Origin of the sequence: Limnohabitans sp. 63ED37-2 (assembly GCF_001412535.1) — a bacterium.
Classification (GTDB): domain Bacteria; phylum Pseudomonadota; class Gammaproteobacteria; order Burkholderiales; family Burkholderiaceae_C; genus Limnohabitans_A.
Genome location: NZ_CP011774.1, coordinates 2635844 through 2661951, shown reverse-complemented (window position 1 = coordinate 2661951; position 26108 = coordinate 2635844). Strand labels below are relative to the sequence as shown.

Here is a 26108-nt window from a genome sequence, read left to right as displayed (position 1 = left end):
ATGTTCCGCAGTTTCTTTCTTTCTCGCCGCTGGGCCCTGTGGGCCTGGGGTGGTTTGGTGGTCTTGGTGGCGCTGGTGTTCATCACGGTGCAGCAGACGGTGAAGCTCAACACTTGGTATGGCGAGTTTTATGACTTGCTGCAAAAACCCGAGCAGGCGGGTGGCTTGGAAAAGTTCTGGGACTTCATGCTGCAGTTCGCGTGGATCGCCTTTCCATTCATGCTGCTGCGCAGCCTGGAGACGTATCTGGCCTCGCACTACGCCTTCCGTTGGCGACAGGCCATGACGGAGCTGTATTTGCCCCGCTGGCAGCACACCGACGCGGCGGTGGAGGGGGCTTCGCAACGAATTCAGGAGGACTGCATGCGCTTTGCCCGCCAGACCGAGAACCTGGGGCTGGGGCTGGTGCGTGCGGTGCTCACGCTGGTGTCGTTTATTCCAATTTTGTGGCTCTTGTCCAAAGGCATGGCGATTGCGTGGCTGCAGTTTGAGGGCTCGCTGTTCTGGGTGGCCTTGGTCACGGCAGTGGGGGGTACGGTGTTGTCGTGGTTTGTGGGCATTCGTTTGCCGGGCTTGGAATACAACAACCAACGCACCGAAGCCGCCTTGCGCAAGGACCTGGTGTATGCCGAAGACGAGCGCAGCCGCATGGATTTACCCACCGTGATGGGTTTGTTCACGGGCGTGCGCTTGAACAACTTCCGACTCTTCAACCACTACGCTTATTTCCATTTGTGGAGCAACTTTTACAGCCAGACCATGGTGATTTTTCCCTACCTGCTCATGGGGCCTTCTCTGTTCACCGGCTTGATCACCTTGGGCGCCATCCAGCAAGTGAGCAACGCCTTTGGCAAAGTCAATGACGCTTTTTCTTACCTGATCGAGCGCTGGACCGACATCACCGAGCTGCGCTCCATTTACAAACGCTTGTCGGAGTTTGAAAAGGCGTTGGCTTAGACCCACGCTCAATATTCATTTTTTGACTCTTTTGTTTTCATTTTTATCATGCATGGGTACACTTGGAGGCCGTCTCAACCTTCAGGCAGGTCTCACATGCAATCCGCTTTACGCTTTTTTCGCCACACCCCCCTGGTTCAGGGGCTGCCGCAAGCCACGCTGATTTGTGCCTTGGGCTGTGCGCTGGCTTGGGTCACGCCGGTTGAGGCGCAAACCGGGTGGCGCACCGTCTCCTCCTCACCGGCGGCACCCGCTGTGGTGGTGACGCCGATTCCTGAGGTCCTTGCGCCTGCGACCCCAGTGCAGACCGAGGCCCCGGTGGACGGTGGCTTACAAATGTTCGGGGTGACCTTGAGCACGGCCACGCGTGCCGAGATGCGTCAAGCCATCCGCAACGAGGGCCTGAAGCCCCAGCGAGAGGACGATGCCTTCCAGGAGGACATTTACGAAGCGCTCAACTGGATGCCTGGCTTGCTCCAGATGAAATTCAGTTACGCCCCACAAGGACAAAGGTTGGCCCGGGTGGAGTATCTGTTCATGACCTTCTCCGACAACGCGCATGTGGAGGATGTGAAACTGCGCATCGAGGGCCGCTTTGGTCGACCCCAGCGCGTGACGGGCCGCGAGCAAAGTGGACCGTATCAAGCAGTTTGGCGCTTGCCAGACCAGATGGAAATTTTCGTGGCGCGGGAATGGCCCCAAAAAACCACCCAGCTGCGCTTCACCAACCTGTCCGTTTGGGGCCAGATGCGGACCGACTCAGCCCGTGAGGACGGACAGACGGTCAGGCGCGAAAGAAACCAGAACAACCAGGCTTTGCCCATGTGGGTGTCGCGCTGACTTGGTTGCTGGCGCCCTCAAGGCCAACGGACAGATGGCTTAAAAGTACTCAGATGGCCGCTGCCGCGATGTCGTTTGGCAATGGGGTCAGTTGGGCCAGGGCATGCAGGGCTTCGGCGTCGGTGCGGTAGAGCTTCAGGTAAGGGCCCTCGGCCAGTTCACCCGCTCTGCGCAATGTGCTTTCGACCGGCAGTTTGATGCCACTGATGTGCAATGTGATGCCGCGGCTGACCAGTTGGCGGTGCAGCTGGCCAAAGGTCTCCACCCCCGTCACGTCGATGCGGTTGATGGGCTGGGCGAACAGACACACATGCAACACATCGGGGTGGCGGGCCAGGTGGTCGGTGATGGCTCGGTCAAAGTCGCTGGCGGCAGCAAAGTCGAGTTCGGCGTCCATGCGCAGCGCGTACAGCTGGGGGGCCAAGGGTGGTAATTTCCACAGATGCCGGTCGCGCAGGCTGCCATCGGGGTGCAGGCCCACTTCGATGATGCGGGGGTGCAGGCGGGTGTGCAAAAAGTGACTCAGCCCCACCAGAACCCCGGTCATCACGCCCCAATAAATGCGCGGCGCGGTCAACAAGGTCATGGCAAAGGTGATGCCCGCCGTCATGGTCTCGATGCGGCCCACGCGCCAAAGGTTCAGAAACTGGCGGGGCTGGAACAAATTGAGCACGGCCACGATCACCGCTGCTGACATGACCGAGCGCGGCACAAATTGCAGCGCGGGCATGAGCAACAGCAAAGCCAACAGCACAAAGCCGACCGAGGCGATCACGGCCCAGCCCGATCGCGCCCCAGCGTAGAGCATGAGGGCCGATCGGGAAAACGAGGTGCTGGTGGCAAAGCTGCCCGAAAAAGCCGAGGCGATTTTGGCCAGGCCCTGGCTGAAGAGTTCGGTGCTGTCGTCCCAGCGCTTGCCGTCGCGGCGGCATTCGATGCGGGCGCTCGATGCCGTCTCTAAAAAGCTGACCAGCGCGATCACCATGGCAGGCACCCAGAGCTGGTTGACCCTGTCCAGGCCCGGCCACGCAGGCCAATAAAAATCGGGCAGACCCGAGGGCAGCAGACCGACCACCGCACCATGGTCCTGGTAATCGGTGGCATAGGCGATGGCCGAGGCGAGGCCCATGACAATCATGATGCCGGGCCAGCGCGGCTTGAAACGCCGCAGCAGCAAAAGCACGGCCAAACTGCCCAAGCCAAACAGGGCGGGCCAACTGCTCAGCCAAGTGGACCAGGTTTGCACGTCCCAGCTCCAGGCTTTGACACCCAGTAAACCGGGCACTTGCGAGGCCATGATGAGCAAAGACGCGGCTTGGGTGAAGCCGGTCATGACCGGGGCGCTGACCAGGTTGATGAGCCAGCCGTAATGCCCCAGGCCCAGCAGCAGCTGAATGACACCCGACAGCAGCGACAACCACACCGCCAGCGCCACCCATTCGGGCGAGCCCGGTTCGGCCATGCCCGTGAGCGATGCGCCAATCAACACGCAGGTGAGCGCAGCTGGCCCCACCGACAAGCGGTTGGCGCTGCCAAACAGCACGGCCAGCAAAGCGGGGATCAGGCAGGTGTAAAGCCCCGTGACCAAGGGCATGCCAGCCAGACCCGCGTAGGCCACGGCCTGCGGGATCATGACCAGCGCCACCGTCAAACCTGCCAACACCTCGGTACGGGCCAGAGGTGCCGTCAGGCGAGGCCACTGGCGGAAAGTCAAAAAGCGTTGCAAATCGAGCATGCCCGATCTTAGCCGCCAGAGCCTCAGCGCTGGGGCATGTCTTTGACCGAATAACCCAGGCTAATGGTCGCGTCTTCGGGGATGGCGGGCACCGTGCTGTCCCACGCCTCCCAAGCTTGGCGCATGGCGTTCAGCTTGGCAGGTTCGCGCTGGGCCAGGTTGGCCCGCTCGCGTTCGTCGGCCGGGATGTTGAACAAATAGTCGTTGCCGTCCACCCGCAGGTATTTGTAGTCGCCCAAACGCAGGGCACGTTGGCCCCGGTGGTTCATGCGCCAGTACAGCGGCCGCTCGAACTGGTACTTCGCGTCGCGCAGCACAGGTGCGAGTGACACGCCGTCAAACGGGTGATCGGCATCGGCTTGCGCCCCTGCCAGCTCGACCAGGGTGGCCGACCAGTCCATCGTCATGCAGTGCTGGGTGGATGTGCCGCCGGGTGCGATGACGGCGGGCCAATGCGCGATCCACGGCACGCGGATGCCCCCTTCGGTCAGGTCCATCTTGCCGCCCACCAAGGGCCAGTTGTCGCTGAAACGTTCACCGCCGTTGTCGCTGGTGAAGACGATCAGGGTGTTGTCGAGTTGCCCTGTCTTTTTGAGCGCGTCCACCACCCAGCCAATGCCCTCGTCCATGTGGTGGATCATGCGGTGGTAGGTGTGGATGTTGCCGCCGTGCAGGTGGAACAGGTTGTCTTTGACCTCTTGGGCCAGCGCATGGTCTTCGCGGGTTTCCCAAGGCCAGTGCGGCGCGGTGTAGTGCAGGCTCAAGAAGAAGGGTGTGCCTTGCGCAGTGCCCGGGGCCATGCGGTTCACAAAGTCCGCCGCTTTGTTGGAGATCAGATCGGTCAGGTAGCCGTCTTCGTGTTTTTCTTCTTCGTTGGTGTAGAGGTCGTGTGTGCCGTTGTTGCTGGCGTGGGTGAAGTAGTCCACGCCGCCCGACATGGGGCCAAAGAACTCTTCGTAGCCCGACTTGATGGGGCTGAAGTGTGGTGGGTAGCCCAGGTGCCACTTGCCGATCAGGGCGGTGCGGTAGCCTCTGGCTTTGAGCAACGAGGGCAGCGTGGGGTGCTCGGGCGGCAGGCCCAGCACCATGCTGCCTTTGCTCTTGCTGTTGATGGGTTCGTCAGCCCCGCCGCGCAGGCGGTACTGGTAGCGGGCGGTCATGAGCGCAAAGCGGGTAGGTGAGCACACGGGCGAGTTGGCGTAGCCCTGTGTGAACTTGAGACCCGCAGCGGCGAGCCGGTCGAGCACAGGCGAGACCTTGCCGAACTGGGCGTCGCGGCCGCCGTAGCAGCCGAGGTCGGCAAAGCCGAGGTCATCGGCCACGATGAAAATGATGTTGGGGCGTTGCGTCATGGGGTGCTGTGTGTCGATGTCAGTCCAGTTGCACGCCGGTGGCCTTGATGGGTTTTTCCCAGCGGGTCAAATCGGATTTTTGCGCTGCTGCCAATTCGGCCGAGCTCGAGCCAATGGGTTCGTAGCCCAGTTTGACCATTTTTTCTTTCATGGCCGGTTGGCGGGCGATCTTCATCATGGCTTTTTCCAGGCGGCTGAGCGCCTCGGCAGGCAGGCCTGCAGGGCCGTACATGGCAAACCAGGCAGTGGCTTCCATGTTGACGCCAGACTCTTTGAGGGTGGGCACCTCCGGTACTTGCGCGTCGCGTTGTGCGCCCGTCACGGCGATGATGCGCACTTTGCCCGTGCGGTGCAGCTCGGCGGTTTCCGAGACCACGTCAAATTTGTAGCCGATGTGGCCACCCAGCAAGGCGTTGTTGGCCGGTGCACCGCCCTGGAAGGGGATGTGGTTGAGGTTGATGCCTGCCGATTGCTCGAGTAATACGCCCATGAAATGCGGCAATGTGCCTGCGCCGGGTGTGCCGTAGCTGGCAGTAGCCGGGTCGGATTTGGCTTTGGCCGCCATCTCGGCGATGCTTTTCACATTGCTGGCAGGGCCAGAGACCACACCAAACTGGAAGCGGGCGATTTGAGAAATCGGTGTGAAGTCCTTCACTGCGTCATAGTCCAGTTTTTTGTAAACGTGGGGAAACAACACCATGGGGCCACTGGGCAAAATGATCACGGTCTGGCCATCGGGTTTGGCCGTTTTGGTCATGTTCAGGGCAATGCGCCCACCAGCGCCGGGTTTGTTGTCCACCACGATGGTGCCAAAGTCGTCGCGCAGCGCATCGGCCACCATGCGGGCCAGCACATCGGCGGAGCCGCCGGGCGGAAAACCCACCAGGATTTTGAGGGGCGGCTTTTCTTGGGCCTGCAAGTTGGGCGTGAGCGCTGCCAGCGATAGGGCGGCTAAGCCCAAGGTTCTGCGGGTCAGTTGGTAGATGTTTTTCATGGGTGTCTCCTGGTGTGAGGGTGCAAAAATCGCGGGTTTCCCGATGCTGTCAGTCCACAATGTAGGGCCTGTCATGACAATTGATCTAATCAATCATTCCCCCGGAAAACCCTGATGTCGCTGTCTCCATCTCAACGCCTAGCCTCGATTGATGACCTGTTGCTCTACCGTTTGGGCCGCTTGTCCAGCACGGCCGGAGCCTTGGTGGTGCGTTTGTGTGAAGGGGGTTATGGCATCACGCGGCGTGAATGGGCGGTGGTGGCGCAGTTGTATGAAAACGGGGGCTTGCCGCCCTCGGTGCTGGCCGAGCGCATGCACCGTGACCGCGCCCGCACTTCACGCATCTTGACAGCCTTGGTCAAAAAACAACTCGTGCTGCGCACGGTCACGCCCGGTGATCGGCGCGGTGCGCGGGTGGAGCTGACGCCTGCCGGGCGGCAGTTGTACGACGATTTGATGCCGAGTATTCAGGCCATCAATGGCCAGATTTTGAGTGCCTTGCAGGCCGACGAGGTGGTGCAGTTTGACGACGTTCTTGCGCGTTTGCAGGCGCGTGCCCAAAGCCTGGTGGTCGAGCTCAGTCCCCATTGGCCCAGAGCCAACCGCAGGCGCGGCCCACTGTCGCGGAGTCCGGGATGAGGGCCTGTGCAGCGGCGCTGCTCCTCTTGTGTGGCTTGGGGAGTGTTCTTGCAAAAGAGGCCCCAGCACAGGCCGAGGTCTGGACCGGCTGGGTCAGCTGGGTGATGGACGGCGACACGGTGTTGGTGGTGCGCCCGGGCCAACAAGAACCCGTCAAGTTGCGCCTCGATGCCGTGGATGCCCCTGAAACTTGCCAGCCCGGTGGTGTTGCGGCGCGTGACGCCATGATGGCCTTGGCCTTGCGTAAGTCGGTGCAGGTTCAGTCGCTGGGGCACGACAGCTATGGACGGGACATCGGCCGTTTGACGGTGAATGGGGTGGACTTGGGCGCCGAAATGGTGCGCTCGGGCATGGCTTGGGCATACCGGTTTCGCACGGGTCGGGGGCCTTATGCTGCATTGCAGCGGCAGGCGCAAAAGGAAAAGCGTGGGGTGTTTGCCGGGCGCGAGGAGCCCATGTCACCGTCCTTGTTCAGAAAGTTTCATGGCAGCTGCCTCGCCCCTTGAGCGAGTGGCCTGTGGCGAATGTCAGGCGCGATGGGCCGCGCACACCGCGCAATCCGTGTTGCGCTGCATGCGGATGTCGGTCCAAGTCAGCTCGCGCCCGTCGAGCATGAGCAAACGCCCGGCCATGTGGCTGCCCATGCCGCTCAGGATTTTGAGGGCTTCGGCCGCCTGCACCGTGCCGATGATGCCCACCAGCGGTGCGAAGACGCCCATGGTGGCGCAACGGGTTTCTTCGGGCAGCTGCTCAGGCGGGAAGATGCAGGCGTAGCAAGGCGCATCGGCTTGTGTGCTGTCAAACACCGAGACTTGGCCGTCCATGCGGATGGCCGCGCCCGAGACCAAGGGCTTGTGGTGCACCACGCAGGCATTGTTCACGGCTTGGCGGGTTTCAAAGTTGTCGCAGCAGTCGATCACCACATCGGCTTGCGCCACCAAGGTGTCCAGCAGGGCTGCATCCGCGCGTTGCGTGATGGGCGTGACACGCACATCGGGGTTGATTTGGGCGATGGCGGTGCGCACCGATTCGGCTTTGGATTGACCCACCCGGTCCAGGGTGTGGGCAATTTGGCGCTGCAAGTTGGTGGCGTCCACCTCGTCGTGGTCGACCACGGTGATGTGGCCCACGCCTGCACTGCCCAGATACAGGCTGACCGGAGAGCCCAGACCGCCTGCACCAATGATGAGGGCGTGTGAGGCCAGGAGCTTTTCCTGGCCGTCGATGCCCAATTCGTTGAGCAGGATGTGCCGCGAATAGCGCAGCAGCTGCGTGTCATCCATGGGCTGATTCAGTCTGTCCTTGGCGTTCAGTCTTTCTTCTCGACTTTGCGCTCGGCCAAGGTGGTGCTGGCTTTGACCGGTTGGCCTTTGAGTTGCTTGAGGGCCTGGGCCAGCTGGAAGTCCTTGTCGGAGCCAAACTCGGGCAAGCGGCGCTCGGACACGGGCTTTTTGGCCTCTTCTTCCAGCTTCTTCATCGCGTCTTCGCGCGCTTGCTCACGGGCTGGGTCTTTTTTCTCTTCGGCTTCCTTGCCGTTGGAGAGGTGCTTTTGCAAGTCGGCTTCACGGGTGCGCAAAGCGGCAAAAACATTGCCGTTTTCGGTCTCGTCCAGCATCACATCGGGCACGATGCCTTTGGCTTGTATGGCGCGGCCCGAGGGGGTGTAGTAACGCGCAGTCGTGATCTTGAGGGCGGTGTCAGGGCCCAACTGGCGCACGGTCTGCACCGAGCCTTTGCCAAAGGTCTGGCTGCCCATGAGGGTGGCGCGTTTGTAGTCTTGCAAGGCACCGGCCACGATCTCACTGGCCGAGGCCGAGCCTTCGTTGACCAACACCACCAAAGGCACTTTTTTCAGCGCCCCGCCTGTGGCCTGCGTCATGCGGGTGATGGGGTCGTTGCTGCTGTTGCGCCGCCAGAACTGGGGCGAGGCCTTATAAGTGAATTTGCTCTCGGCCAATTGGCCGTTGGTGGTGACCACCGTGACGTTCTCGGGCAAGAAGGCTGCAGACAGGGCCACAGCCGCGTCCAGCAAACCGCCCGGGTCGTTGCGCAGGTCGAGCACCAAGCCCTTGAGCTGAGGGTCTTGCTTGTACATGTCTTCGATCTTGCGGGCAAAATCTTCAACAGTACGTTCCTGGAACTGGGACACGCGGATCCAGCCATAGCCCGGCTCGATGAGTTTGGACTTGACCGATTGGGTCTTGATCTCTTCGCGGATGATGGTGACCGGGAAGGTGCGGTTTTCATCTTTGCGGAAAACGGTGAGCACGACCTTGGTCTTGGGTTCGCCCCGCATGCGTTTGACCGCTTCGCTCAATGACAGTCCTTTGAGGGGGGTGTCGTCGACTTTGGTGATCAGGTCATTGGTTTTGAGACCGGCCCGGTCCGCCGGGGAGCCTTCGATGGGGGTGACGATCTTGACCAAGCCATCTTCTTGGCTGATTTCGATGCCCACACCGACAAAGCGGCCCGAGGTGCCTTCAGAAAACTCCTTGAAGCTTTTCTTGTCGAAGTACTGTGAATGCGGGTCCAGGCTGGACACCATGCCAGAGATGGCTTCGGTGATCAGTTTTTTCTCGTCCACGGGCTCGACGTAGTCGCTCTTGACCATGCCAAACACGGCGGCCAGTTGCTGCAGCTCTTCGAGGGGCAGCGGTGCCATGTTGCCGCGCGCCACGGTTTGCAGCGACACGGTGGTCAGGGCGCCAGCCAGAGCCCCTACGCTGAGCCAACCGACGATCTTGAGTTTATGTCCCATTTTGCGAGTGCACGTGCAGTGAAATTCGAACCAATATACACCCGCAAGCCCCGCGCCGCGGGGCTTGACGTGTAATTTCCTGTAAATGCCGTAGCAGGTTCAGGCTTTACCTTGACCGGCCACCGCCGCAGCGGCTTTGGCGGCGGCCTCGGCGTCACCCAGGTAGTAGTGGCGCAAGGGGCGAAGGTCTTTGTCCAGTTCGTACACCAAAGGGATGCCATTGGGGATGTTCAGGTGCACGATATCGGTCTCGGAGATGCCGTCCAAGTACTTGATCAGGGCACGGATCGAGTTGCCGTGAGCGGCAATCAAGACACGCTGGCCTGCCAGGATGCTGGGGGCAATGCTGTCCTTCCAAGCCGGCAGCACACGGGCTACGGTGTCTTTCAGGCATTCGGTCAGGGGCACCACGGCTGAGTCAGGGTAGCGGCGGTCGCTGCGCTCACAACGGGGGTCTGTGGCTTCCAAGGCGGGTGGCGGGGTGTCGTAGCTGCGGCGCCAGACCAGCACCTGCTCGTCGCCAAACTTTTTGGCCATATCGGCTTTGTTCAGACCCTGCAAAGCCCCGTAGTGGCGCTCGTTGAGGCGGTAGTCCTTGACCACGGGCAGCCAGGTGCGGTCCATTTCGTCCAAGGTGTACCAAAGGGTGTGGATGGCCCGCTTGAGCACAGAGGTGTAGCACAGGTCAAAGTCCCAACCTTCGGCCTTGAGCAGTTTTCCCGCCGACATGGCTTGGCTCACACCCGTGGGGGTCAGGTCCACATCGGTCCAGCCGGTGAAGCGGTTTTCCAGGTTCCAGGTGGATTCGCCGTGGCGAATGAGGACAAGTTTGTACATGGGTATATCGGGCCACAAAAGGGGGCACAGAATGGGGTGAAAACAAAGGAGGGAGTCCGTCATTTTAGAATCCGAGTTGGTTGGCCTTTGATCAGGCCTTTGTTTTTTTGCCTCTAAAGGTCTGATTCGTGAACTTTCTGATTGATAACTGGATGTTGCTGGCCATGGCGCTGGCTTCGGGTTTGGCTTTGCTGTTGCCGGTGTTGACCAAGGGCGGTGGCTTGGACCCGCAAGCCATGGTGCAGCTGATGAACCGCGATAAAGCGGTGGTCATCGACGTGTGCGAGCCCGATGAATTTGCCCGTGGCCATGTGATCGGGGCCAAAAACTTGCCCTTGGGCCAGCTGGAGGACAAGCTGGCGCAGGTGGTCAAAAACAAGTCGACCCCGGTCATCATGGTGTGCCAGGTCGGGGCACGTTCGGCCCGCGCTGCAGCGACCGCACGCAAACTCGGCTTTGAGAACGTGCAGTCCCTCTCGGGTGGTTTACGCGCCTGGACCGCGGCCAGCATGCCCACCGAGAAATCCTGAACCCGTTTTTTGACCCATCTCCCACCGCATTGCCACAAGGAATCCCCATGACCGCCGTCAAGATGTACACCACCGCTGTTTGCCCTTACTGCGTCCGAGCCAAGCAAATTCTCAAGTCCAAAGGGGTGGAGCAGATCGAAGAGATCCGCATCGATACCGATCCCGCTCAGCGCGATCACATGATGCAAATCACCGGACGCCGCACAGTGCCCCAAATTTTCATCGGCCAAACCCATGTGGGCGGCTGTGATGACCTGATGGCGCTGGACGCCAAAGGGGGGTTGTTGCCCCTGCTTCAAGCAGCCTGAAGCGAAGCCGGGTCCTCAGGGTTTTCACAAGCCTTGACCGCTCTGAGCTTCGGCTTTCATCGCTGATAATTGACAGTCTTTCTATTTCTCAGGCCCGTTTGATTTCGGCGCCACCCTTTCAAAGATTTATCCATGACCGATACCGCCGTCACCCCAAGCCCAGAAGCCCAAGCCCCTGTTTTCCAGATTCAGCGTGTCTACCTGAAAGAGGCTTCGCTGGAGCAACCCAATTCACCCGCCATCTTGCTTGACCAACAACAACCCAGCGTGGACATCCAGTTGGGCGTGGAAGCCACACCCGTGGCCGAAGGCGTTTTTGAGGTTTGTGTGACCGCGACCGTGCACACCAAAATTGCCGACAAGACCGTGTTCTTGGTCGAGTGCAAGCAAGGCGGCATTTTCGAAATCCGCAACCTGCCGGAAGACCAGATGGGTCCCGTGATGGGCATCGCTTGCCCGCAAATCGTGTACCCCTACCTGCGTGGCAATGTGGCCGACCTGATCACCCGTGCTGGCTTCCCGCCCGTGCACTTGGCCGAGATCAATTTCCAGGCCATGTACGAGCAGCAACAAGTTCAGCAAGCCGAGCAGGCCGCTGCGATCACGCAGTAAGCAGAACCCGAGGTTCAGCCGGACCATGCACATCACCCTCATTGGTGCCGGCGCTTGGGGCACCGCCATGGCATTGGCGGCGGCCCGTCAAACGGGCGGGCACGCCGTCACTTTGCACGCCCGTGACGCTGCCCAAGCCGACGCCTTGCGCACGGACAAACAAAATGCCCGTTACCTGCCAGGCGTTGATTTGCCTGATTCGATAGAGATTTCATCGGCCCCATTGGCCTCTTTGTTGTCGACTTCGCCCAACTGCAACTTGTGGGTCATCGCCACGCCCATGGCGGGTTTGCGGGCCACGCTCACGGCCATGGCCAATGTGATAGCACCTGTCGTTTGGCTGTGCAAGGGCCTGGAGTCGGGTACGGGGCTGATGCCGCACGAGGTGCAGGCCCAAGTGGCCCCGCACCTGAAAGCGGGTGCTTTGAGTGGCCCCAGTTTCGCCCTGGAAGTGGCGCGTCAGCAGCCCACAGCCCTTGTGGCCGCCAGTGCTCATGCCCCCGTGCGTGACGCCTTGGTGCACGCTTTTCATGGTCCAGCTTTGCGCGTTTATGCCAACAGCGACATCGTGGGCGTGGAGGTGGGCGGCGCTGTGAAGAACGTGTTGGCCATCGCCACAGGCTTGTGCGATGGTCTGCATCTCGGCCTCAATGCGCGAGCAGCCCTCATCACGCGGGGCTTGGCCGAAATGACACGCCTGGGCCTGGCGCTGGGCGCGCACAGCGACACATTCATGGGTTTGTCTGGCCTGGGTGACCTGGTGTTGACGGCCACGGGCGAGCTCAGCCGCAACCGAAAAGTGGGTTTGTTGCTGGCCCAAGGCCAGACCTTGGATCAGGCAGTGGCATCGCTCGGGCATGTGGCCGAGGGGGTGTACAGCGCCCGCACCGTCATGCAACGTGCCCGCGCCTTGGGTGTCGACATGCCGATCACCGAGGCGGTGGTGGCTCTGCTCGATGCACGCTTGAGTCCCCGTGAGGCAGTTGTGGCCCTGATGGGGCGCGACCCCAAGGGCGAATTTGCCTGATCTGCCATGCACAAGACCGCACGCCAAGCGCCACTGAGATCGTCCTCCGTCATTCAAAAGCCCACGGTGCTGCAGCGCTTGTGGCGTTTGCTGGAGGGCTTTGATGGGCCCTTGGCTTTCGCAGTCTTCTTGCTGGCCTGCTTGGGCATGTTGATCATGTATTCCTCGGGCTATGACCACGGCACCCGCTTTGTTGACCATGGTCGCAACATGTTGATTGCGGGATTCATCATGTTGGTGGTGGCCCAGATTCCACCTTCCAAGCTGATGGCCTGGGCGGTTCCGGTGTATGCGGTCGGTGTGATTTTGTTGGTGGCGGTGGCGCTGTTTGGTATCACCCGAAAAGGTTCCACGCGATGGCTCAACCTGGGCATCGTGATCCAGCCCAGTGAGATCCTGAAAATTGCCTTGCCCTTGATGCTGGCGGCTTGGTTTCAAAAACGCGAGGGGCAGTTGCGGCCCTTTGACTTCGCAGTTTCTTTGCTGATTTTGGGCATCCCCGTGTTGCTGATCATGAAGCAGCCGGATCTGGGAACTTCTTTACTGGTGCTGGCGGCGGGCTTGGCCGTGATTTTCTTTGCAGGACTCAAGTGGCGCTGGATAGTGCCGCCCTTCGTTTTGGGGCTGGTGGGCATTGTGGTGCTGGTGATCATGGAGCCCAGCCTGTGCCAGCCCGATGTGGATTGGCATGTCCTGCACGAGTACCAGCGCCAAAGGGTGTGCACCTTGCTGGACCCGGGCCGTGACCCTTTGGGCAAGGGCTTTCACATCATTCAGGGCATGATCGCGATCGGTTCGGGTGGCTTTTGGGGCAAGGGCTTCATGCAGGGCACTCAAACCCACCTGGAGTTCATCCCTGAGCGCACCACCGACTTCATTTTTGCGGCCTTGGGTGAAGAGTTTGGCCTGTTGGGTGGCTTGGTGTTGCTGACCTGCTTTTTCTTCCTGATTTACCGGGCCCTGGTCATTGCCATGCAGGCGCCTACCTTGTTCAGCCGTTTGTTGGCGGGCAGCATGGCCATGATTTTCTTCACTTACGCTTTTGTGAACATGGGCATGGTCAGTGGGATCTTGCCGGTCGTGGGTGTGCCCTTGCCTTTCATCAGTTATGGCGGCACGGCCATGGTCACTTTGGGGCTGGCGCTGGGCATTTTGATGTCGATTGCCAAGTCGAAACAACTGGTGCAAACATGATGCCTTCAAGTGCTGTGGCGGTGGTCGGTGCAGGCAATATGGGCGGCGCCATGTTGGCCCGCTTGTGCGATATGGGCTGGTCAGTGGCCGTGCACGACAGCGATGCACGGGCGCAGGCCCAAGCCGTGGCGCTGGGGGCAGTGCCTTGCAGCTCGGCCGGGCAGGCTGCACAGGTCTTGGCACCCCAAGGGGTGTTGCTGGTCGCGGTGGTCGATGCGGCACAAACCGATGTGGTGCTGTGGGGCGAGGGAGGTGCGGGTGCGCACTTGCAGCCCGGCCAGTGTGTGATGCTGTGCCCGACGCTGGGGCCTGCCACGGTCGAGTTGCAGGCCAAGCGTTTGGCGCTTCAGGGCGTCGATTGCATGGACGCGCCGATGTCCGGTGGCCCCGTGCGCGCCCGTGAGGGCCGCATGAGCCTGATGGTGGCGTGTTCGGATGCCGTGTGGACGCACCACCAAAACTTGCTGAACGCTTTGAGCGACCAGGTCTTTCACGTGGGCACCCGGGCAGGTGATGGGGCACGCACCAAACTGGTCAACAACCTGCTTGCAGCTGTGAACTTGGCCGGTGCTGCCGAGGCCATGGCCCTGGCCGAACGCTTGGGCCTGGCGCCCGCGGCCACGCTCTCCGTGATCGAGGCCTCCAGCGGGCAAAGCTGGATCGGATCGGACCGCATGCGCCGCGCACTGGCCGGTGACCTGGTGCCCCGTGCCCATGTGAGTTTGTTGGCCAAGGACACGGGCCTGGCCCTGGCTGCCGCCGAAGAAGTGGCGTTTGACCCCCCTTTGGGCCGCATCGCACGCGAACTGTTTGCCCAAGCGCTGCAGCAGGGCTGGGCTGACCTCGATGACGCGGCTTTGCTGCAACTCATGCGCCAGCGCTGAGCGGCGCCCTGTGCTTGGCAAGATCAGACCCGTGTCTGAGGCTTGTCTCTCCAGACTCGGCAAGGGTCTTGTTCCGTGCCTACAATGACCCCATGATTTCACGCGAACCCACCATCGAACGCTTGGCCACGGCCCGATCCCTCTTGCTTGAGCCTTTTGGGCTGGATGAAACCCACCTGAGCCGGGCGTTGGCCGCCATCAAGGCCCACGCTGTCGATGACGCCGACCTGTATTTCCAGTACACCCGCTCCGAAGGTTGGAGCTTGGAAGAGGGCATCGTCAAGACCGGCAGCTTCAGCATCGACCAAGGTGTGGGCGTGCGGGCCGTGTCGGGCGAAAAAACAGCCTTCGCTTACTCGGACGACATCTCCGAAGCGTCTTTGATGGACGCCGCCATGACCGTGCGCACCATCGCGCAGGCCACACTAAACAAGCGCATCAAAGTGCCCGCCCGAAAGGTGTCGGCCAGTCGCTCGCTCTACCCTTCGCTGGACCCGATGTCCACCCTGGACAGCACGGCCAAGGTGAACCTGCTGGGGCGTGTGGAAAAAATTGCCCGTGCCAAGGATCCGCGTGTGGTGCAGGTCATGGCCGGTTTGGCCACCGAATACGACGTGGTGATGGTCGCCCGCGCTGACGGGACCTTGGCCGCCGATGTGCGCCCCTTGATCCGCCTGTCGGTCACGGTGATCGCCGAGCAAAACGGCCGCCGTGAAGTGGGCAGCAGTGGCGGCGGTGGCCGCTTTGGCCTGGCCTACTTTGACGATGCCATGGTCGAGAGCTATGTGCAAGAAGCCGTGTCGGCCGCGCTGATCAACCTCGAAGCCCGCCCCGCACCCGCAGGCGAGATGACGGTGGTGCTGGGCAATGGCTGGCCTGGCGTGCTCCTGCACGAGGCTGTTGGCCACGGCCTGGAGGGCGACTTCAACCGCAAGGGCTCAAGCGCCTTCAGCGGCCGTATTGGCCAGCGCGTGGCGGCCAAAGGTGTCACCGTGCTGGATGACGGCACCATCGCCGACCGCCGGGGCTCGCTGAACGTGGACGACGAAGGCCATGCCAGCCAAAAGAACGTGCTGATCGAAGACGGCATCTTGCGTGGCTACATCCAGGACGCGATGAACGCGCGATTGATGGGCGTCAAACCCACGGGCAACGGCCGCCGCGAAAGCTATGCCCATGTGCCCATGCCGCGCATGACCAACACCTACATGCTGGGCGGCGACAAAAGCGCCGAAGAAATCGTGGCCAGCATCAAAAAAGGCCTGTACGCCACCAACTTTGCGGGCGGCCAGGTCGACATCACCAGCGGCAAATTCGTGTTCTCGGCCAGCCAGGCGTATTGGGTGGAAAACGGCAAGATCCAATACCCCGTCAAGGGCGCCACCCTGATCGGCAGCGGCCCCGAATCGCTCAAGAAGATCAGCATGATCGGCAACGACATGAAGCTCGACTCGGGTGTGGGCACCTGTGGCAAGGAAGGCCAGAGCGTGCCGGTGGGCGTGGGTCAGCCAACCTTGCGCATCGATGGCCTGACCGTTGGGGGCACGGCCTGAACATGAGTCCTGATGCCCCAAAAGGCCCTCCGGGTTTGTCCCCGGATCGGCCTGTCAGGAACTGTCATTCAGCTGTGATACATTGAACCCATGTCTTTGCGCACCGCGTTTTACTTTTTTTATTTTTGGTTCTCAGTTCCCGGCGGACGAGAGGCGAGCGCATAAGCACCCGAACATCTCGACACACACCGCCGGAGCCCCAAAGCCCGGCGGTTTTTTTTCACCTGTTTTTTTCAATCTGAGGAGTCCACGATGAATGCCAAAACCGCAGCCCCCGAGAGCTGGTATCCGAATGCCGCCGACCGCACTGGCCAGACCGACGACGAACGCATCAAGGACATCACCGTGCTCCCGCCGCCAGAACATTTGATCCGTTTTTTCCCGATAGCCGGCACGGCCACGGAAACTCTGATCTCCCAAACCCGCCAATCGATCGCCAAGATCGTGCACGGCCAGGATGACCGCCTGCTGGTCATCATTGGCCCTTGCTCGATCCACGACCCGGCCGCCGCCCTGGACTATGCCCGCCGTTTGAAGCCCTTGCGGGACAAGTACGCCGATACGCTCGAGATCGTGATGCGTGTGTACTTCGAAAAGCCCCGCACCACCGTGGGCTGGAAGGGCCTGATCAATGACCCCTACCTGGACGAGAGCTACCGCATCGACGAAGGCCTGCGCATCGCACGCCAGCTGCTGATCGAGATCAACCGCCAAGGCCTGCCCGCAGGCAGCGAGTTTTTGGACGTGATCTCGCCCCAGTACATTGGCGACTTGATCAGCTGGGGCGCCATCGGCGCCCGCACCACCGAGAGCCAGGTTCACCGCGAGCTGGCTTCGGGCCTGTCGGCGCCCATCGGCTTCAAAAACGGCACCGACGGGAACATCAAGATCGCGACCGATGCGATCCAGGCGGCTGCCCGTGGGCATCACTTCTTGTCGGTGCACAAAAATGGCCAGGTCGCCATCGTGCAGACCCAAGGCAATCAAGACTGCCATGTGATTTTGCGCGGCGGCAAAGCGCCCAATTACGACGCTGAAAGCGTGGCCGCGGCCTGCAAGGAACTCGAAGCCGCCAAGCTGCCCGCCACTTTGATGGTGGACTGCAGCCACGCCAACAGCAGCAAAAAGCACGAGCGCCAGATCGACGTGGCCAAGGACATCGCCGCGCAAATCAGCGGCGGCTCGCGGCAAGTGTTCGGCGTCATGGTGGAAAGCCACTTGAAAGACGGCGCTCAGAAATTCACGCCTGGCCAGCACGATGTGGCGAACCTGACCTACGGCCAGAGCATCACCGACGCTTGCATTGGCTGGGACGACAGCGAAGGCGTGTTGCAGGTGCTGTCAGATGCGGTGAAGGCGCGCCGCTCGCGTTGAGCTGGTCGGTGCCTGTTTCGCAGGCACCGCATTCGAAGCGGCAAGCGCCCGTGCGCGGTCTTTGTGGGTTTACTTGTTGAGGGCAGCGAGCAGCTTCGTGTGAATTCCACCAAAGCCGCCGTTGCTCATACACAGCAAGTGGTCGCCGGGCTGAACTTGCGCCAGCACCTGGGCAATCACCTCGTCGATGTTGGTACCCACCTGCGCTTTGGAGCCCATGGGTTCAAGCGCCGCAACTGCGTCCCAGCCCAGTCCACCTGAATGGCAAAAGGCCAGATCGGCTTCTTCCAGGCTCCAGGGCAGCTGGGCTTTCATGGTGCCAAGCTTCATGGTGTTGCTGCGGGGCTCAAAAATCGCCAGGATGCGGGCTGGGCCCACTTGGCGGCGCAGGCCGTTGATGGTGGTGCGGATCGCGGTGGGGTGGTGGGCGAAGTCGTCGTAAACGGTGATGCCACCCCCTTCGCGTTGGACGGTGCCACGCACTTCCATGCGGCGTTTGACGTTTTCAAATGTGGCCAAGGCTTGCGCCGCCACAGCTGGGCTCACGCCCACATGCTCGGCGGCCGCGATGGATGCCAGCGCATTGAGCTGGTTGTGCACGCCGCCAATGGCCCATTGCACTTCGGCCACCGGTTGGCCAGCCTGCAAAACTTGGAACTGAGAAGGCTCACCCTCGGCCACAAAGTCGCTCACCGCTGCACCAAAGGTTCGAACTTCGCTCCAACAGCCTTGTGCCAGCACGCGCGTCAGGCTTTCTTCCAGGCCGTTGACCACCACACGGCCCGAGCCGGGCACGGTGCGCACCAGGTGGTGGAACTGGCGCTCAATCGCCGCCAGGTCGTCAAAGATGTCGGCGTGGTCGAACTCGAGGTTGTTCAGGATGGCGGTGCGCGGGCGGTAGTGCACAAACTTGCTGCGCTTGTCGAAGAAGGCGGTGTCGTATTCGTCGGCTTCGATCACGAAATACTTTCCAGCCCCCAGCCGGGCCGAGACGCCAAAGTTGAGCGGCACGCCGCCCACCAAAAAACCGGGTTGCAGACCGGCTTGCTCCAGCACCCAGGCCAGCATCGAGGTGGTGGTGGTTTTGCCGTGGGTACCCGCCACGGCCAGCACATGGCGGCCTTGCAGCACATGCTCGGACAGCCACTGGGGGCCGCTGGTGTACGGTGCACCGGCCTCCAAAATGGCTTCCATCAGCGGGAATTTGGGGTTGCCGTCGGCCAATCGGGCCCGGCTGACCACGTTGCCGACCACGTACATGTCGGGTTTCAGGGCCATCTGGTCGGCGTCAAAACCCTCGATCAGCTCGATGTCCAAAGCCCGCAGCTGGTCACTCATGGGCGGGTAAACGCCCGCGTCACACCCGGTAACCCGATGCCCTGCCTCGCGGGCCAGCGCGGCCAAGCCCCCCATGAAGGTGCCACAAATGCCCAAGATATGTATATGCATGCCCGGATTTTAGGGGGCCATCGGGCGTAACCCGAACTGAGACCCGTTGTGGCCGGTCACAATCGGTGCCCATGAACGACCTTGCCCTTGAAATTGCCGCCACCGCCGCCCGTTTGGTGGTCGAAGAAGGCTTGGCCTTTGGCCCGGCCAAGCACCGCGCCCTCAAAGATCTGGGCCTGCCCACCCGCACCGCTTTGCCCACCAACGACGTGGTCGAGGCCGAGGTGCGCGACTACATCGCCTTGTTTTGTGCCGACACGCAGCCGGGCGAATTGCTGGCCTTGCGCGAATTGGCAAGGGTCTGGATGCAGCGCCTGGCTGAATTCCGACCGCACCTGGGTGGTGCGGTCTGGCAAGGTTGGGCCACACGCTTGTGCGATGTGGACCTGGCCTTGTTTTGTGACGACCCCAAATCGGCCGAAATTGCCCTGATCAACCAGAACCAGCGCTACGAGACTCAAACCGTGCGTGGCCTGCATGGCGACGATGTGGAGGTGTTGAGTCTGCACAGTTTTTGTGAAGCCTTGAACGAAGATGTGGGTGTGCACCTGCGCATTTACGACCTGGACGATTTGCGCGGGGCTTTGCTGCCCGATGCACAAGGCCGCTCGCCCCGGGGGGATTTGCTCGCTTTGGAGCGCCTGATGGCGGCATGAAAGACAATTCGAGCATGAATCCATCCACTGCAACCCCTTCCAGACGCCACTTGATTTGGGGGGCAGGTGCTGCAGCCGCTGTCGCCGGGGTCGGCGTGGCCTTGTGGCGTTTTGAACCTCGGGACGTGGCTCAAGCAGCCAGCCACCCGTTTTGGGGTCAGCAATTTGAGTCACCCTCCGGCGAGGCCTTGGCCATGGCCGGTTTCCAGGGCAAACCGCTGTTGTTGAACTTTTGGGCCACTTGGTGCCCGCCGTGCATCGATGAGTTGCCCATGATTGAGGCCTTCTGGCGGGAAAACACGGCCAAAGGCCATCAAGTGGTGGCTTTGGCCATTGACCAACCCAGTGCTGTGCGTCGCTTTTTGGACCGCCAGCCACTGGGTTTCCCCATTGGCATGGCGGGTTTGGCGGGCACGGAGTTGGCCAAATCCTTGGGCAATGCGGCGGGTGGTTTGCCATTTACAGTATTTTTCAAAGCAGATGGCAGCATTTGGCGGCAGAAGATGGGGCAGCTGACGCCGGATGATTTGTTTCAGTGGCGCAGTGCCACCCTTTGAGACATTCCCCTTGGCCCCTTGCCGAAGGGGCCCCGAGAAAAGCGCCGAAACGCCATTGTCCGTGAGACTGATTCGGATAAGAAAAGGTAAATTCATGTATTTTGACTAGAATTTGGTGTAAATTCGCTCCATTACACATGCTCAAGCAATGGAGGATCTATGGATTTGCGCAAACTCAAAACACTGATTGACTTGGTGTCCGATTCGAACGTGTCGGAACTGGAAATCACAGAAGCCGAAGGCAAGGTCCGCATTGTCAAGAGCATGGGGGTGGCACAGCCTGTGGTGTTGCAACAAGCTGCTCCCGTGGTCGCAGCCCCTGCCCCGGTGGCCCCGGCGGCGCCCGCGGTGGAGGCGCCCCCTGTGGTGGCTTCAGCGCCCGCCGGTCACGCCGTCAAGTCGCCCATGGTGGGCACGTTTTACCGCTCGTCCAGCCCTGGCTCGGCGCCATTCATCCAGATCGGCTCGGTGGTCAAAGAGGGTGACACCCTGTGCATCATCGAAGCGATGAAGATCCTCAACGAGATCGAATCCGACAAAGCCGGCACCGTCACGCAGATCCTGTGTGAAAACGGTCAGGCCGTGGAATACGGTCAGCCTCTTTTCATCGTCGAATAAAGCCACGGGGATTTCATGTTCAAGAAAATCCTGGTCGCCAACCGAGGCGAAATCGCCTTGCGCATCCAACGCGCTTGTCGCGAGTTGGGCGTCAAAGCGGTGATGGTCTATTCCGAAGCCGACAAAGAAGCCAAATACGTCAAGTTGGCCGAAGAAGCCGTTTGTATTGGTCCGGCAGCCTCCCCGCTGAGCTACCTCAATATGCCCGCCATCATCTCGGCCGCCGAAGTCACGGATGCCGAAGCGATTCACCCTGGCTACGGCTTTTTGAGCGAGAACGCCGACTTTGCCGAGCGGGTTGAAAAAAGCGGTTTCCAGTTCATTGGTCCCACCCCCGAGTCGATCCGCATCATGGGCGACAAGGTCTCGGCCAAACAGGCCATGATCCGTGCCGGTGTGCCGTGTGTGCCCGGCTCCGAAGGCGAGCTGCCCGATGACCCGGTGCAAATCCGACGCATCGCCAAATCCGTGGGTTACCCGGTCATCATCAAGGCCGCGGGCGGCGGCGGTGGTCGCGGCATGCGTGTGGTGCACACCGAGGCAGCCCTGGTGAACGCGGTACAAATGACCAAGGCCGAAGCCGGTGCTGCTTTTGGCAATCCTGCGGTCTACATGGAAAAGTTCTTGCAGAACCCCCGCCACGTCGAGATCCAGATTTTGGCCGACAAGCACCGCAACGCGGTGTATTTGGGTGAACGCGACTGTTCGATGCAGCGGCGTCACCAAAAAGTGATCGAAGAAGCCCCTGCACCCGGCATTCCACGCAAGCTGATCGACAAGATTGGCGAGCGCTGTGTGGCCGCTTGCAAAAAGATCAACTACCGCGGGGCGGGCACGTTTGAATTCCTCTACGAAAACGGCGAGTTCTATTTCATCGAGATGAACACCCGTGTGCAAGTCGAGCACCCGGTGACCGAGTGGGTCACGGGTGTGGACATCGTTAAGACGCAGATCATGGTCGCCGCCGGTGAGAAGTTGCCTTTCACCCAAAAGCAGATCCAGATCCGGGGTCATGCCATTGAATGCCGCATCAACGCCGAAGATCCCTTTAAGTTCACACCTTCGCCCGGCCGCGTCACATCCTGGCACATGCCGGGTGGGCCCGGTGTTCGGGTGGATTCGCACGTGTACAACAATTACTTTGTGCCGCCGAACTACGACTCGATGATTGGCAAACTGATCGTGCATGGCGACACCCGCGAGCAGGCTTTGGCCCGCATGCAAACCGCTTTGAATGAAACCGTGATCGAAGGCATCAGCACCAACATCCCCTTGCACCGCGAGTTGATGGTGGACGCCAAGTTCATGCAAGGCGGCACCAATATCCATTATTTGGAACATTGGCTGAGTCAACACAAGCGCTGACCTTTATGTATGAACTGAGCTTGCTGTGCCCCGAAGACCGGGTGGACGTGCTGAGTGATGCGCTCGATGCCCTGGACGCATTGAGCGTGTCGGTCGAAGATGCTGATGCCCAGACGCCTGCCGAACAAGCGCTGTTTGGCGAGCCGGGCATGCCCCCGCCCAAAGACGGCTGGCAGCGTTCGCGCATGGTGGCCTTGTTTGCCCAAGAAGCCGCGGCCAAGGAGGCGGCGGTTTTGCTGGGTGCGCAAGACTTTTTTGAGGACTGCCAGTTGTTGGGCATCCAGACCGTGGAAGACCAAGACTGGGTGCGCTTGACCCAGTCGCAGTTTGCGCCCGTCGAGGTGACCCCTGATTTCTGGATCGTCCCCACCTGGCACGAACCGCCCAAACAAGCCCGCCAAATCATCCGTCTCGATCCGGGTTTGGCTTTTGGCACCGGTACCCACCCCACCACCCGCATGTGCCTGCGCTGGATTGCGCAGCATGGCGTGCAGGGGCAACGTGTGCTCGACTACGGTTGTGGCTCGGGCATTTTGGCCATCGGTGCGGCCAAATACGGCGCCCTGGACATCGATGCCGTCGACATTGACGACGCTGCAGTGACCTCGACCGAGTTGAATGCGCAGGCCAATGGTGTGCAGTTGAAGGCGGGCCTGCCCGACAAAGCACAGGGCCAGTACCAGACGGTCTTGGCCAATATTTTGGCCACACCCTTGAAGGTGTTGGCCCCATTGTTGTGTTCTTATGTGTCGCCTGGTGGCCATTTGGTCTTGGCCGGTATCCTTGAGCGGCAGGCCGAGGAGCTCAAAGCCGCTTACGCGCCTTGGCTGGCCCTCGAAGTGGCCGACACCCAAGAGGGTTGGATTTTGATGACCGCCAAGGCGGTGGCTCATTCCGCCTGAAGCGGCCATTGGCGTGGCCCGGACAACGCCTACCCTCAAGTCCTGCATGAGCCTGTCTACAATCTGGCCATGAACAGGATCACCCGCTGTCCTTCGTGCACCACGGTTTATCAGCTGGGGGACGCCCACCTGCAAGCTGCCAAAGGCTGGTTGCGATGCGGCGCCTGCAACCATGTTTTTGACAGCACCGGACTTGTACTGCGCTGGTCACCAACGCTTGCCGAGCCAGTTCGTTCACCTGACTTTGTGCCGCTGCCTGATGCACCCGATGCAGGCGCTTTGAGCACAACGCAGGCTTTGCAGGAGGCGCCCGACGCCGTGGCTGATTCGGCTGAGCGCATCGCACTCGATGATTTTCTGAAGAAAAAGGAAGACCACCACAAGCCTGTTCAAACACGGCACGCGCAAGCCGAGTTGGCCGCTTTTGAAAGTGCTTTGTCCAGTTTCAAGTCTGAGCCCTGGGTGATGGAGCCCTCGGAACAGACAGAAAAAGTCACCGCTCCTGCGGCCTCCAAGACATGGCTTGCAGCATGGGGCTTGTTGAGCTTGGGTTTATTGTTGGTGCTGCATCTGGCTTACCTCCAAAGAGATGCCATTGTGGCGGCGTGGCCAGCCAGTGAACCGGCGGTGCGCCAGGTGTGCCAGTCCTTGGGTTGTGAAATCAGCCCTTTGCGTGACGCAGAGGGTGTGGTCATCGACAGTTCCAGCCTCGTGCAGCGCAGTGAAGACCATGTTCTGACTTGGTCCGTGCGCAACACCACGCGCAGTGTATTGGGCATGACGGCCCTGGAGCTGAGTTTGATGGATCCACAAGGCAAGCTGGTCTTGCGCACTGTGCTCTTGCCTGCACAGACCGGCGCACCACCGACCTTGTCACCGGGCCAGTCCTGGTCCGGCAGCTTGAAGGTTCAGGTGTCACCAGAGCTGGTGTTCACAGATTACCGCTTGCTCAGTTTCTACCCTTGACCTGGGCCGGTTCGGCCGCCATCCAGAATGAAAAAAGCCCGGCACTGTTGCCAGTGACGGGCTTTGTGGCTAGCGCCTAGACGGTGAATCAGGGCTTGGCGGCCGAAGGAAACGGCCACGCAGCTTGAGGATTCAGGGTCGTTTGTGCAGCCGGGGCAGCGGGTGCTTTGGATGCCTTCTTTGCTGCTGGTTTTTTGGCCGCTTTTTTCACAACCGCTTTTTTGGCAGCTGGCTTCTTGGCTGCAGTCTTCTTGACTGCGGCTTTTTTGGCCGGTGCTGCTTTTTTGGCGGGAGCGGCTTTTTTCGCTACAGCTTTCTTTGCAACGGCTTTTTTGGCCGGTGCTGCCTTTTTCGCGGCTGGCTTTTTGGCTGCTGCTACTTTTTTGGCGGGAGCGGCTTTTTTGGCCGGTGCTGCTTTTTTAGCGGCTGGCTTTTTGGCTGCGACTGCTTTTTTGGCAGGAGCGGCTTTCTTTGCTGGAGCTGCTTTTTTAGCGGCGGGTTTCTTGGCTGCGGCTACTTTTTTAGCTGGAGCCGCTTTCTTGGCCGGTGCGGCCTTTTTTGCTGGAGCAGCTTTTGTTGCTGCTGCTTTTTTTGCAGTTGCCATGATTTTCTCCTTGATCAAGTTGAGAACTCAACGGAAAGGGAACGCTTGGTGCTTGTTGGATTGCACAAAGCGATCCATGGTGCTGGGGAATCCCCCAACACCATGAACGCAGAAAAGCCACTTCGCCCAAAGTCCGAAGACTTGGTGGCGAGTGGCTTGATGAGGGGGGACATGGAAAAGTCAGTCAGAAGATCAGTCCCAAGACAAAGCCCCACCGGTTTGGTATTCGATGACCCGGGTTTCGAAGAAATTCCGTTCCTTTTTCAGGTCGATCATCTCGCTCATCCAAGGGAATGGATTTTCCTCGTTCGGGAACAAGGCTTCCAGACCGATCTGGGTGGCACGGCGGTTGGCGATGTAGCGCAAATAGCCTTTGAACATGGAAGCGTTCATGCCCAAGACGCCGCGGGGCATGGTGTCTTCCGCGTATTGGTATTCCAATTCGACCGCTTTGAGGAACAGGTCCTTGATCTCGGCTTTGAATTCATTGGTCCACAGCTGGGGATTTTCGTACTTGACGGTGTTGATCAGGTCAATGCCGAAGTTGCAGTGCATGGACTCATCACGCAGGATGTACTGGTACTGCTCGGCCGCACCGGTCATCTTGTTTTGACGGCCCAGCGCCAAAATCTGTGTAAAGCCCACATAAAAGAACAAACCTTCCATCAGGCAGGCGAACACGATCAGGGACTTGAGCAGCGTCTGATCGGTTTCCAGCGTGCCGGTCTTGAAGTTGGGGTCCATGATCACGTTGATGAACGGGATCAGGAACTCGTCTTTGTCGCGGATGGATTTGACTTCGTTGTAGGCGTTGAAGATTTCCGACTCGTCCAGGCCCAGCGATTCGACGATGTATTGGTAGGCGTGTGTGTGGATGGCTTCTTCAAAGGCCTGGCGCAACAGGAACTGGCGGCACTCGGGTGCCGTGATGTGGCGGTAGGTGCCCAAGGTGATGTTGTTGGCGGCCAGCGAGTCGGCCGTGACAAAGAAACCCAGGTTGCGCTTGACAATGCGACGCTCGTCTTCTGTCAGACCGTTGGGGTCTTTCCACAAGGCGATGTCGCGGTTCATGTTCACTTCCTGCGGCATCCAGTGGTTGGCGCAGGTGGCCAGGTATTTTTCCCAAGCCCATTTGTATTTGAAGGGCACCAACTGGTTCACGTCGGTCTGGCCGTTGATGATGCGCTTGTCGGCAGCGTTCATGCGGCGCGGTGCTGCAGAAGCAGCCGCGTTTGAAGACGGCGCAGCAGTGGCTGCAGAGGGGTCTGCACCCGTGAAAGTGGGCATTGCGGGTTGCAATGCGGGTTTGACTTGATCGTCCCAGGACAGCATAAAAAATTCCAGTTCTTAAATTATGAAAGCATGACCACAAATTGCAAAGCCGTTCATCCAATTAG

General features: G+C 60.3%; 27 protein-coding genes. 18 read left to right on the top strand and 9 right to left on the bottom strand.

The features are described 5' to 3' along the window. A complete protein-coding gene (locus L63ED372_RS12455; RefSeq protein ID WP_062406232.1) occupies positions 1-957 on the top strand; it encodes a putative transporter in 957 nt (318 codons plus the stop codon). A 96-nt stretch (positions 958-1053) separates the two neighbouring features. Then, on the top strand, positions 1054-1797 hold the full coding sequence (locus L63ED372_RS12450; protein WP_062406231.1) for a hypothetical protein: 744 nt from the start codon (positions 1054-1056) through the stop codon (positions 1795-1797). A 49-nt stretch (positions 1798-1846) separates the two neighbouring features. Here the strand turns inward: L63ED372_RS12450 and L63ED372_RS12445 are convergent, their stop codons facing one another. The 3 genes from L63ED372_RS12445 to L63ED372_RS12435 are packed head-to-tail and all read right to left on the bottom strand — an operon-like array spanning position 1847 to position 5878. After that, a complete protein-coding gene (locus L63ED372_RS12445) occupies positions 1847-3532 on the bottom strand; it encodes a SulP family inorganic anion transporter (RefSeq protein ID WP_062406230.1) in 1686 nt (561 codons plus the stop codon). Positions 3533-3555: 23 nt separating this feature from the next. Next, complete coding sequence (locus tag L63ED372_RS12440) at positions 3556-4884, bottom strand: sulfatase family protein (protein ID WP_062406229.1); 1329 nt, start codon at positions 4882-4884, stop codon at positions 3556-3558. Positions 4885-4903: 19 nt separating this feature from the next. Next, positions 4904-5878, bottom strand: coding sequence for a Bug family tripartite tricarboxylate transporter substrate binding protein (locus L63ED372_RS12435; protein WP_062406228.1), 975 nt, complete (start codon positions 5876-5878; stop codon positions 4904-4906). A 114-nt stretch (positions 5879-5992) separates the two neighbouring features. On the opposite strand from L63ED372_RS12435, the gene L63ED372_RS12430 reads away from it, so the two are divergent. Together L63ED372_RS12430 and L63ED372_RS12425 are read left to right on the top strand one after the other, a co-directional pair. Further along, positions 5993-6517 carry a MarR family winged helix-turn-helix transcriptional regulator gene (locus tag L63ED372_RS12430; RefSeq protein WP_062406227.1) on the top strand — a complete coding sequence of 175 codons (525 nt, stop codon included), beginning with the start codon at positions 5993-5995 and terminating at the stop codon, positions 6515-6517. Continuing rightward, positions 6514-7023, top strand: coding sequence for a thermonuclease family protein (locus L63ED372_RS12425; RefSeq protein WP_231624494.1), 510 nt, complete (start codon positions 6514-6516; stop codon positions 7021-7023). Before L63ED372_RS12430 ends, L63ED372_RS12425 begins: the two co-directional genes overlap by 4 nt. 21 nt (positions 7024-7044) lie before the next feature. Here the strand turns inward: L63ED372_RS12425 and L63ED372_RS12420 are convergent, their stop codons facing one another. From L63ED372_RS12420 to gpmA, 3 genes are all read right to left on the bottom strand, one after another. Further along, a complete protein-coding gene (locus L63ED372_RS12420) occupies positions 7045-7800 on the bottom strand; it encodes a HesA/MoeB/ThiF family protein (RefSeq protein ID WP_062406225.1) in 756 nt (251 codons plus the stop codon). Positions 7801-7826: 26 nt separating this feature from the next. After that, entirely contained in the window at positions 7827-9275 is a 1449-nt protein-coding gene (locus L63ED372_RS12415) for a S41 family peptidase (protein WP_062406224.1), read from the bottom strand. A 99-nt stretch (positions 9276-9374) separates the two neighbouring features. Next, positions 9375-10112: a 2,3-diphosphoglycerate-dependent phosphoglycerate mutase gene (gene gpmA, locus L63ED372_RS12410; RefSeq protein WP_062406223.1), complete on the bottom strand. Its 738-nt coding sequence runs from the start codon at positions 10110-10112 to the stop codon at positions 9375-9377. A 128-nt stretch (positions 10113-10240) separates the two neighbouring features. On the opposite strand from gpmA, the gene L63ED372_RS12405 reads away from it, so the two are divergent. From L63ED372_RS12405 to L63ED372_RS12370, 8 genes are all read left to right on the top strand, one after another. Beyond that, positions 10241-10642, top strand: a complete 402-nt coding sequence (locus L63ED372_RS12405; protein WP_062406222.1) for a rhodanese-like domain-containing protein — start codon at positions 10241-10243, stop codon at positions 10640-10642. A gap of 47 nt (positions 10643-10689) precedes the next feature. After that, entirely contained in the window at positions 10690-10950 is a 261-nt protein-coding gene (gene grxC / locus L63ED372_RS12400; RefSeq protein ID WP_062406221.1) for a glutaredoxin 3, read from the top strand. Positions 10951-11082: 132 nt separating this feature from the next. Continuing rightward, entirely contained in the window at positions 11083-11562 is a 480-nt protein-coding gene (secB, locus tag L63ED372_RS12395) for a protein-export chaperone SecB (protein ID WP_062406220.1), read from the top strand. Between the two features lie 25 nt (positions 11563-11587). Beyond that, entirely contained in the window at positions 11588-12589 is a 1002-nt protein-coding gene (locus L63ED372_RS12390) for an NAD(P)H-dependent glycerol-3-phosphate dehydrogenase (protein WP_062406219.1), read from the top strand. A 6-nt stretch (positions 12590-12595) separates the two neighbouring features. Beyond that, positions 12596-13783, top strand: a complete 1188-nt coding sequence (gene rodA, locus L63ED372_RS12385; RefSeq protein WP_062406218.1) for a rod shape-determining protein RodA — start codon at positions 12596-12598, stop codon at positions 13781-13783. Further along, positions 13780-14667, top strand: coding sequence for an NAD(P)-dependent oxidoreductase (locus tag L63ED372_RS12380; RefSeq protein WP_062406217.1), 888 nt, complete (start codon positions 13780-13782; stop codon positions 14665-14667). Before rodA ends, L63ED372_RS12380 begins: the two co-directional genes overlap by 4 nt. 92 nt (positions 14668-14759) lie before the next feature. Next, positions 14760-16220 (top strand): metalloprotease TldD, encoded by a 1461-nt coding sequence (tldD, locus tag L63ED372_RS12375; protein ID WP_062406216.1) that lies wholly within the window; start codon positions 14760-14762, stop codon positions 16218-16220. A gap of 252 nt (positions 16221-16472) precedes the next feature. Then, positions 16473-17594, top strand: a complete 1122-nt coding sequence (locus L63ED372_RS12370; protein ID WP_062406215.1) for a 3-deoxy-7-phosphoheptulonate synthase — start codon at positions 16473-16475, stop codon at positions 17592-17594. 69 nt (positions 17595-17663) lie between these two features. Here the strand turns inward: L63ED372_RS12370 and mpl are convergent, their stop codons facing one another. Next, positions 17664-19043: a UDP-N-acetylmuramate:L-alanyl-gamma-D-glutamyl-meso-diaminopimelate ligase gene (mpl, locus tag L63ED372_RS12365; RefSeq protein ID WP_062406214.1), complete on the bottom strand. Its 1380-nt coding sequence runs from the start codon at positions 19041-19043 to the stop codon at positions 17664-17666. A gap of 71 nt (positions 19044-19114) precedes the next feature. On the opposite strand from mpl, the gene L63ED372_RS12360 reads away from it, so the two are divergent. The 6 genes from L63ED372_RS12360 to L63ED372_RS12335 all read left to right on the top strand — a co-directional run bounded on the left by L63ED372_RS12360 (position 19115) and on the right by L63ED372_RS12335 (position 24107). Further along, complete coding sequence (locus L63ED372_RS12360; protein ID WP_062406213.1) at positions 19115-19699, top strand: hypothetical protein; 585 nt, start codon at positions 19115-19117, stop codon at positions 19697-19699. Then, positions 19696-20256, top strand: coding sequence for a TlpA disulfide reductase family protein (locus L63ED372_RS12355; protein WP_062406212.1), 561 nt, complete (start codon positions 19696-19698; stop codon positions 20254-20256). Before L63ED372_RS12360 ends, L63ED372_RS12355 begins: the two co-directional genes overlap by 4 nt. 159 nt (positions 20257-20415) lie before the next feature. Further along, on the top strand, positions 20416-20874 hold the full coding sequence (gene accB, locus L63ED372_RS12350) for an acetyl-CoA carboxylase biotin carboxyl carrier protein (protein WP_062406211.1): 459 nt from the start codon (positions 20416-20418) through the stop codon (positions 20872-20874). Between the two features lie 15 nt (positions 20875-20889). Further along, entirely contained in the window at positions 20890-22239 is a 1350-nt protein-coding gene (gene accC / locus L63ED372_RS12345; RefSeq protein ID WP_062406210.1) for an acetyl-CoA carboxylase biotin carboxylase subunit, read from the top strand. A 5-nt stretch (positions 22240-22244) separates the two neighbouring features. After that, positions 22245-23141: a 50S ribosomal protein L11 methyltransferase gene (prmA, locus tag L63ED372_RS12340; protein WP_062406209.1), complete on the top strand. Its 897-nt coding sequence runs from the start codon at positions 22245-22247 to the stop codon at positions 23139-23141. Between the two features lie 69 nt (positions 23142-23210). Next, positions 23211-24107 carry a zinc-ribbon and DUF3426 domain-containing protein gene (locus L63ED372_RS12335; RefSeq protein WP_062406208.1) on the top strand — a complete coding sequence of 299 codons (897 nt, stop codon included), beginning with the start codon at positions 23211-23213 and terminating at the stop codon, positions 24105-24107. Between the two features lie 88 nt (positions 24108-24195). Here L63ED372_RS12335 and L63ED372_RS16230 read toward each other — a convergent pair whose 3' ends face one another. Then, positions 24196-24711 carry a histone gene (locus L63ED372_RS16230; protein WP_082431796.1) on the bottom strand — a complete coding sequence of 172 codons (516 nt, stop codon included), beginning with the start codon at positions 24709-24711 and terminating at the stop codon, positions 24196-24198. A 192-nt stretch (positions 24712-24903) separates the two neighbouring features. Continuing rightward, on the bottom strand, positions 24904-26043 hold the full coding sequence (locus L63ED372_RS12325; RefSeq protein ID WP_062406207.1) for a ribonucleotide-diphosphate reductase subunit beta: 1140 nt from the start codon (positions 26041-26043) through the stop codon (positions 24904-24906). Positions 26044-26108: the final 65 nt, after the last annotated feature.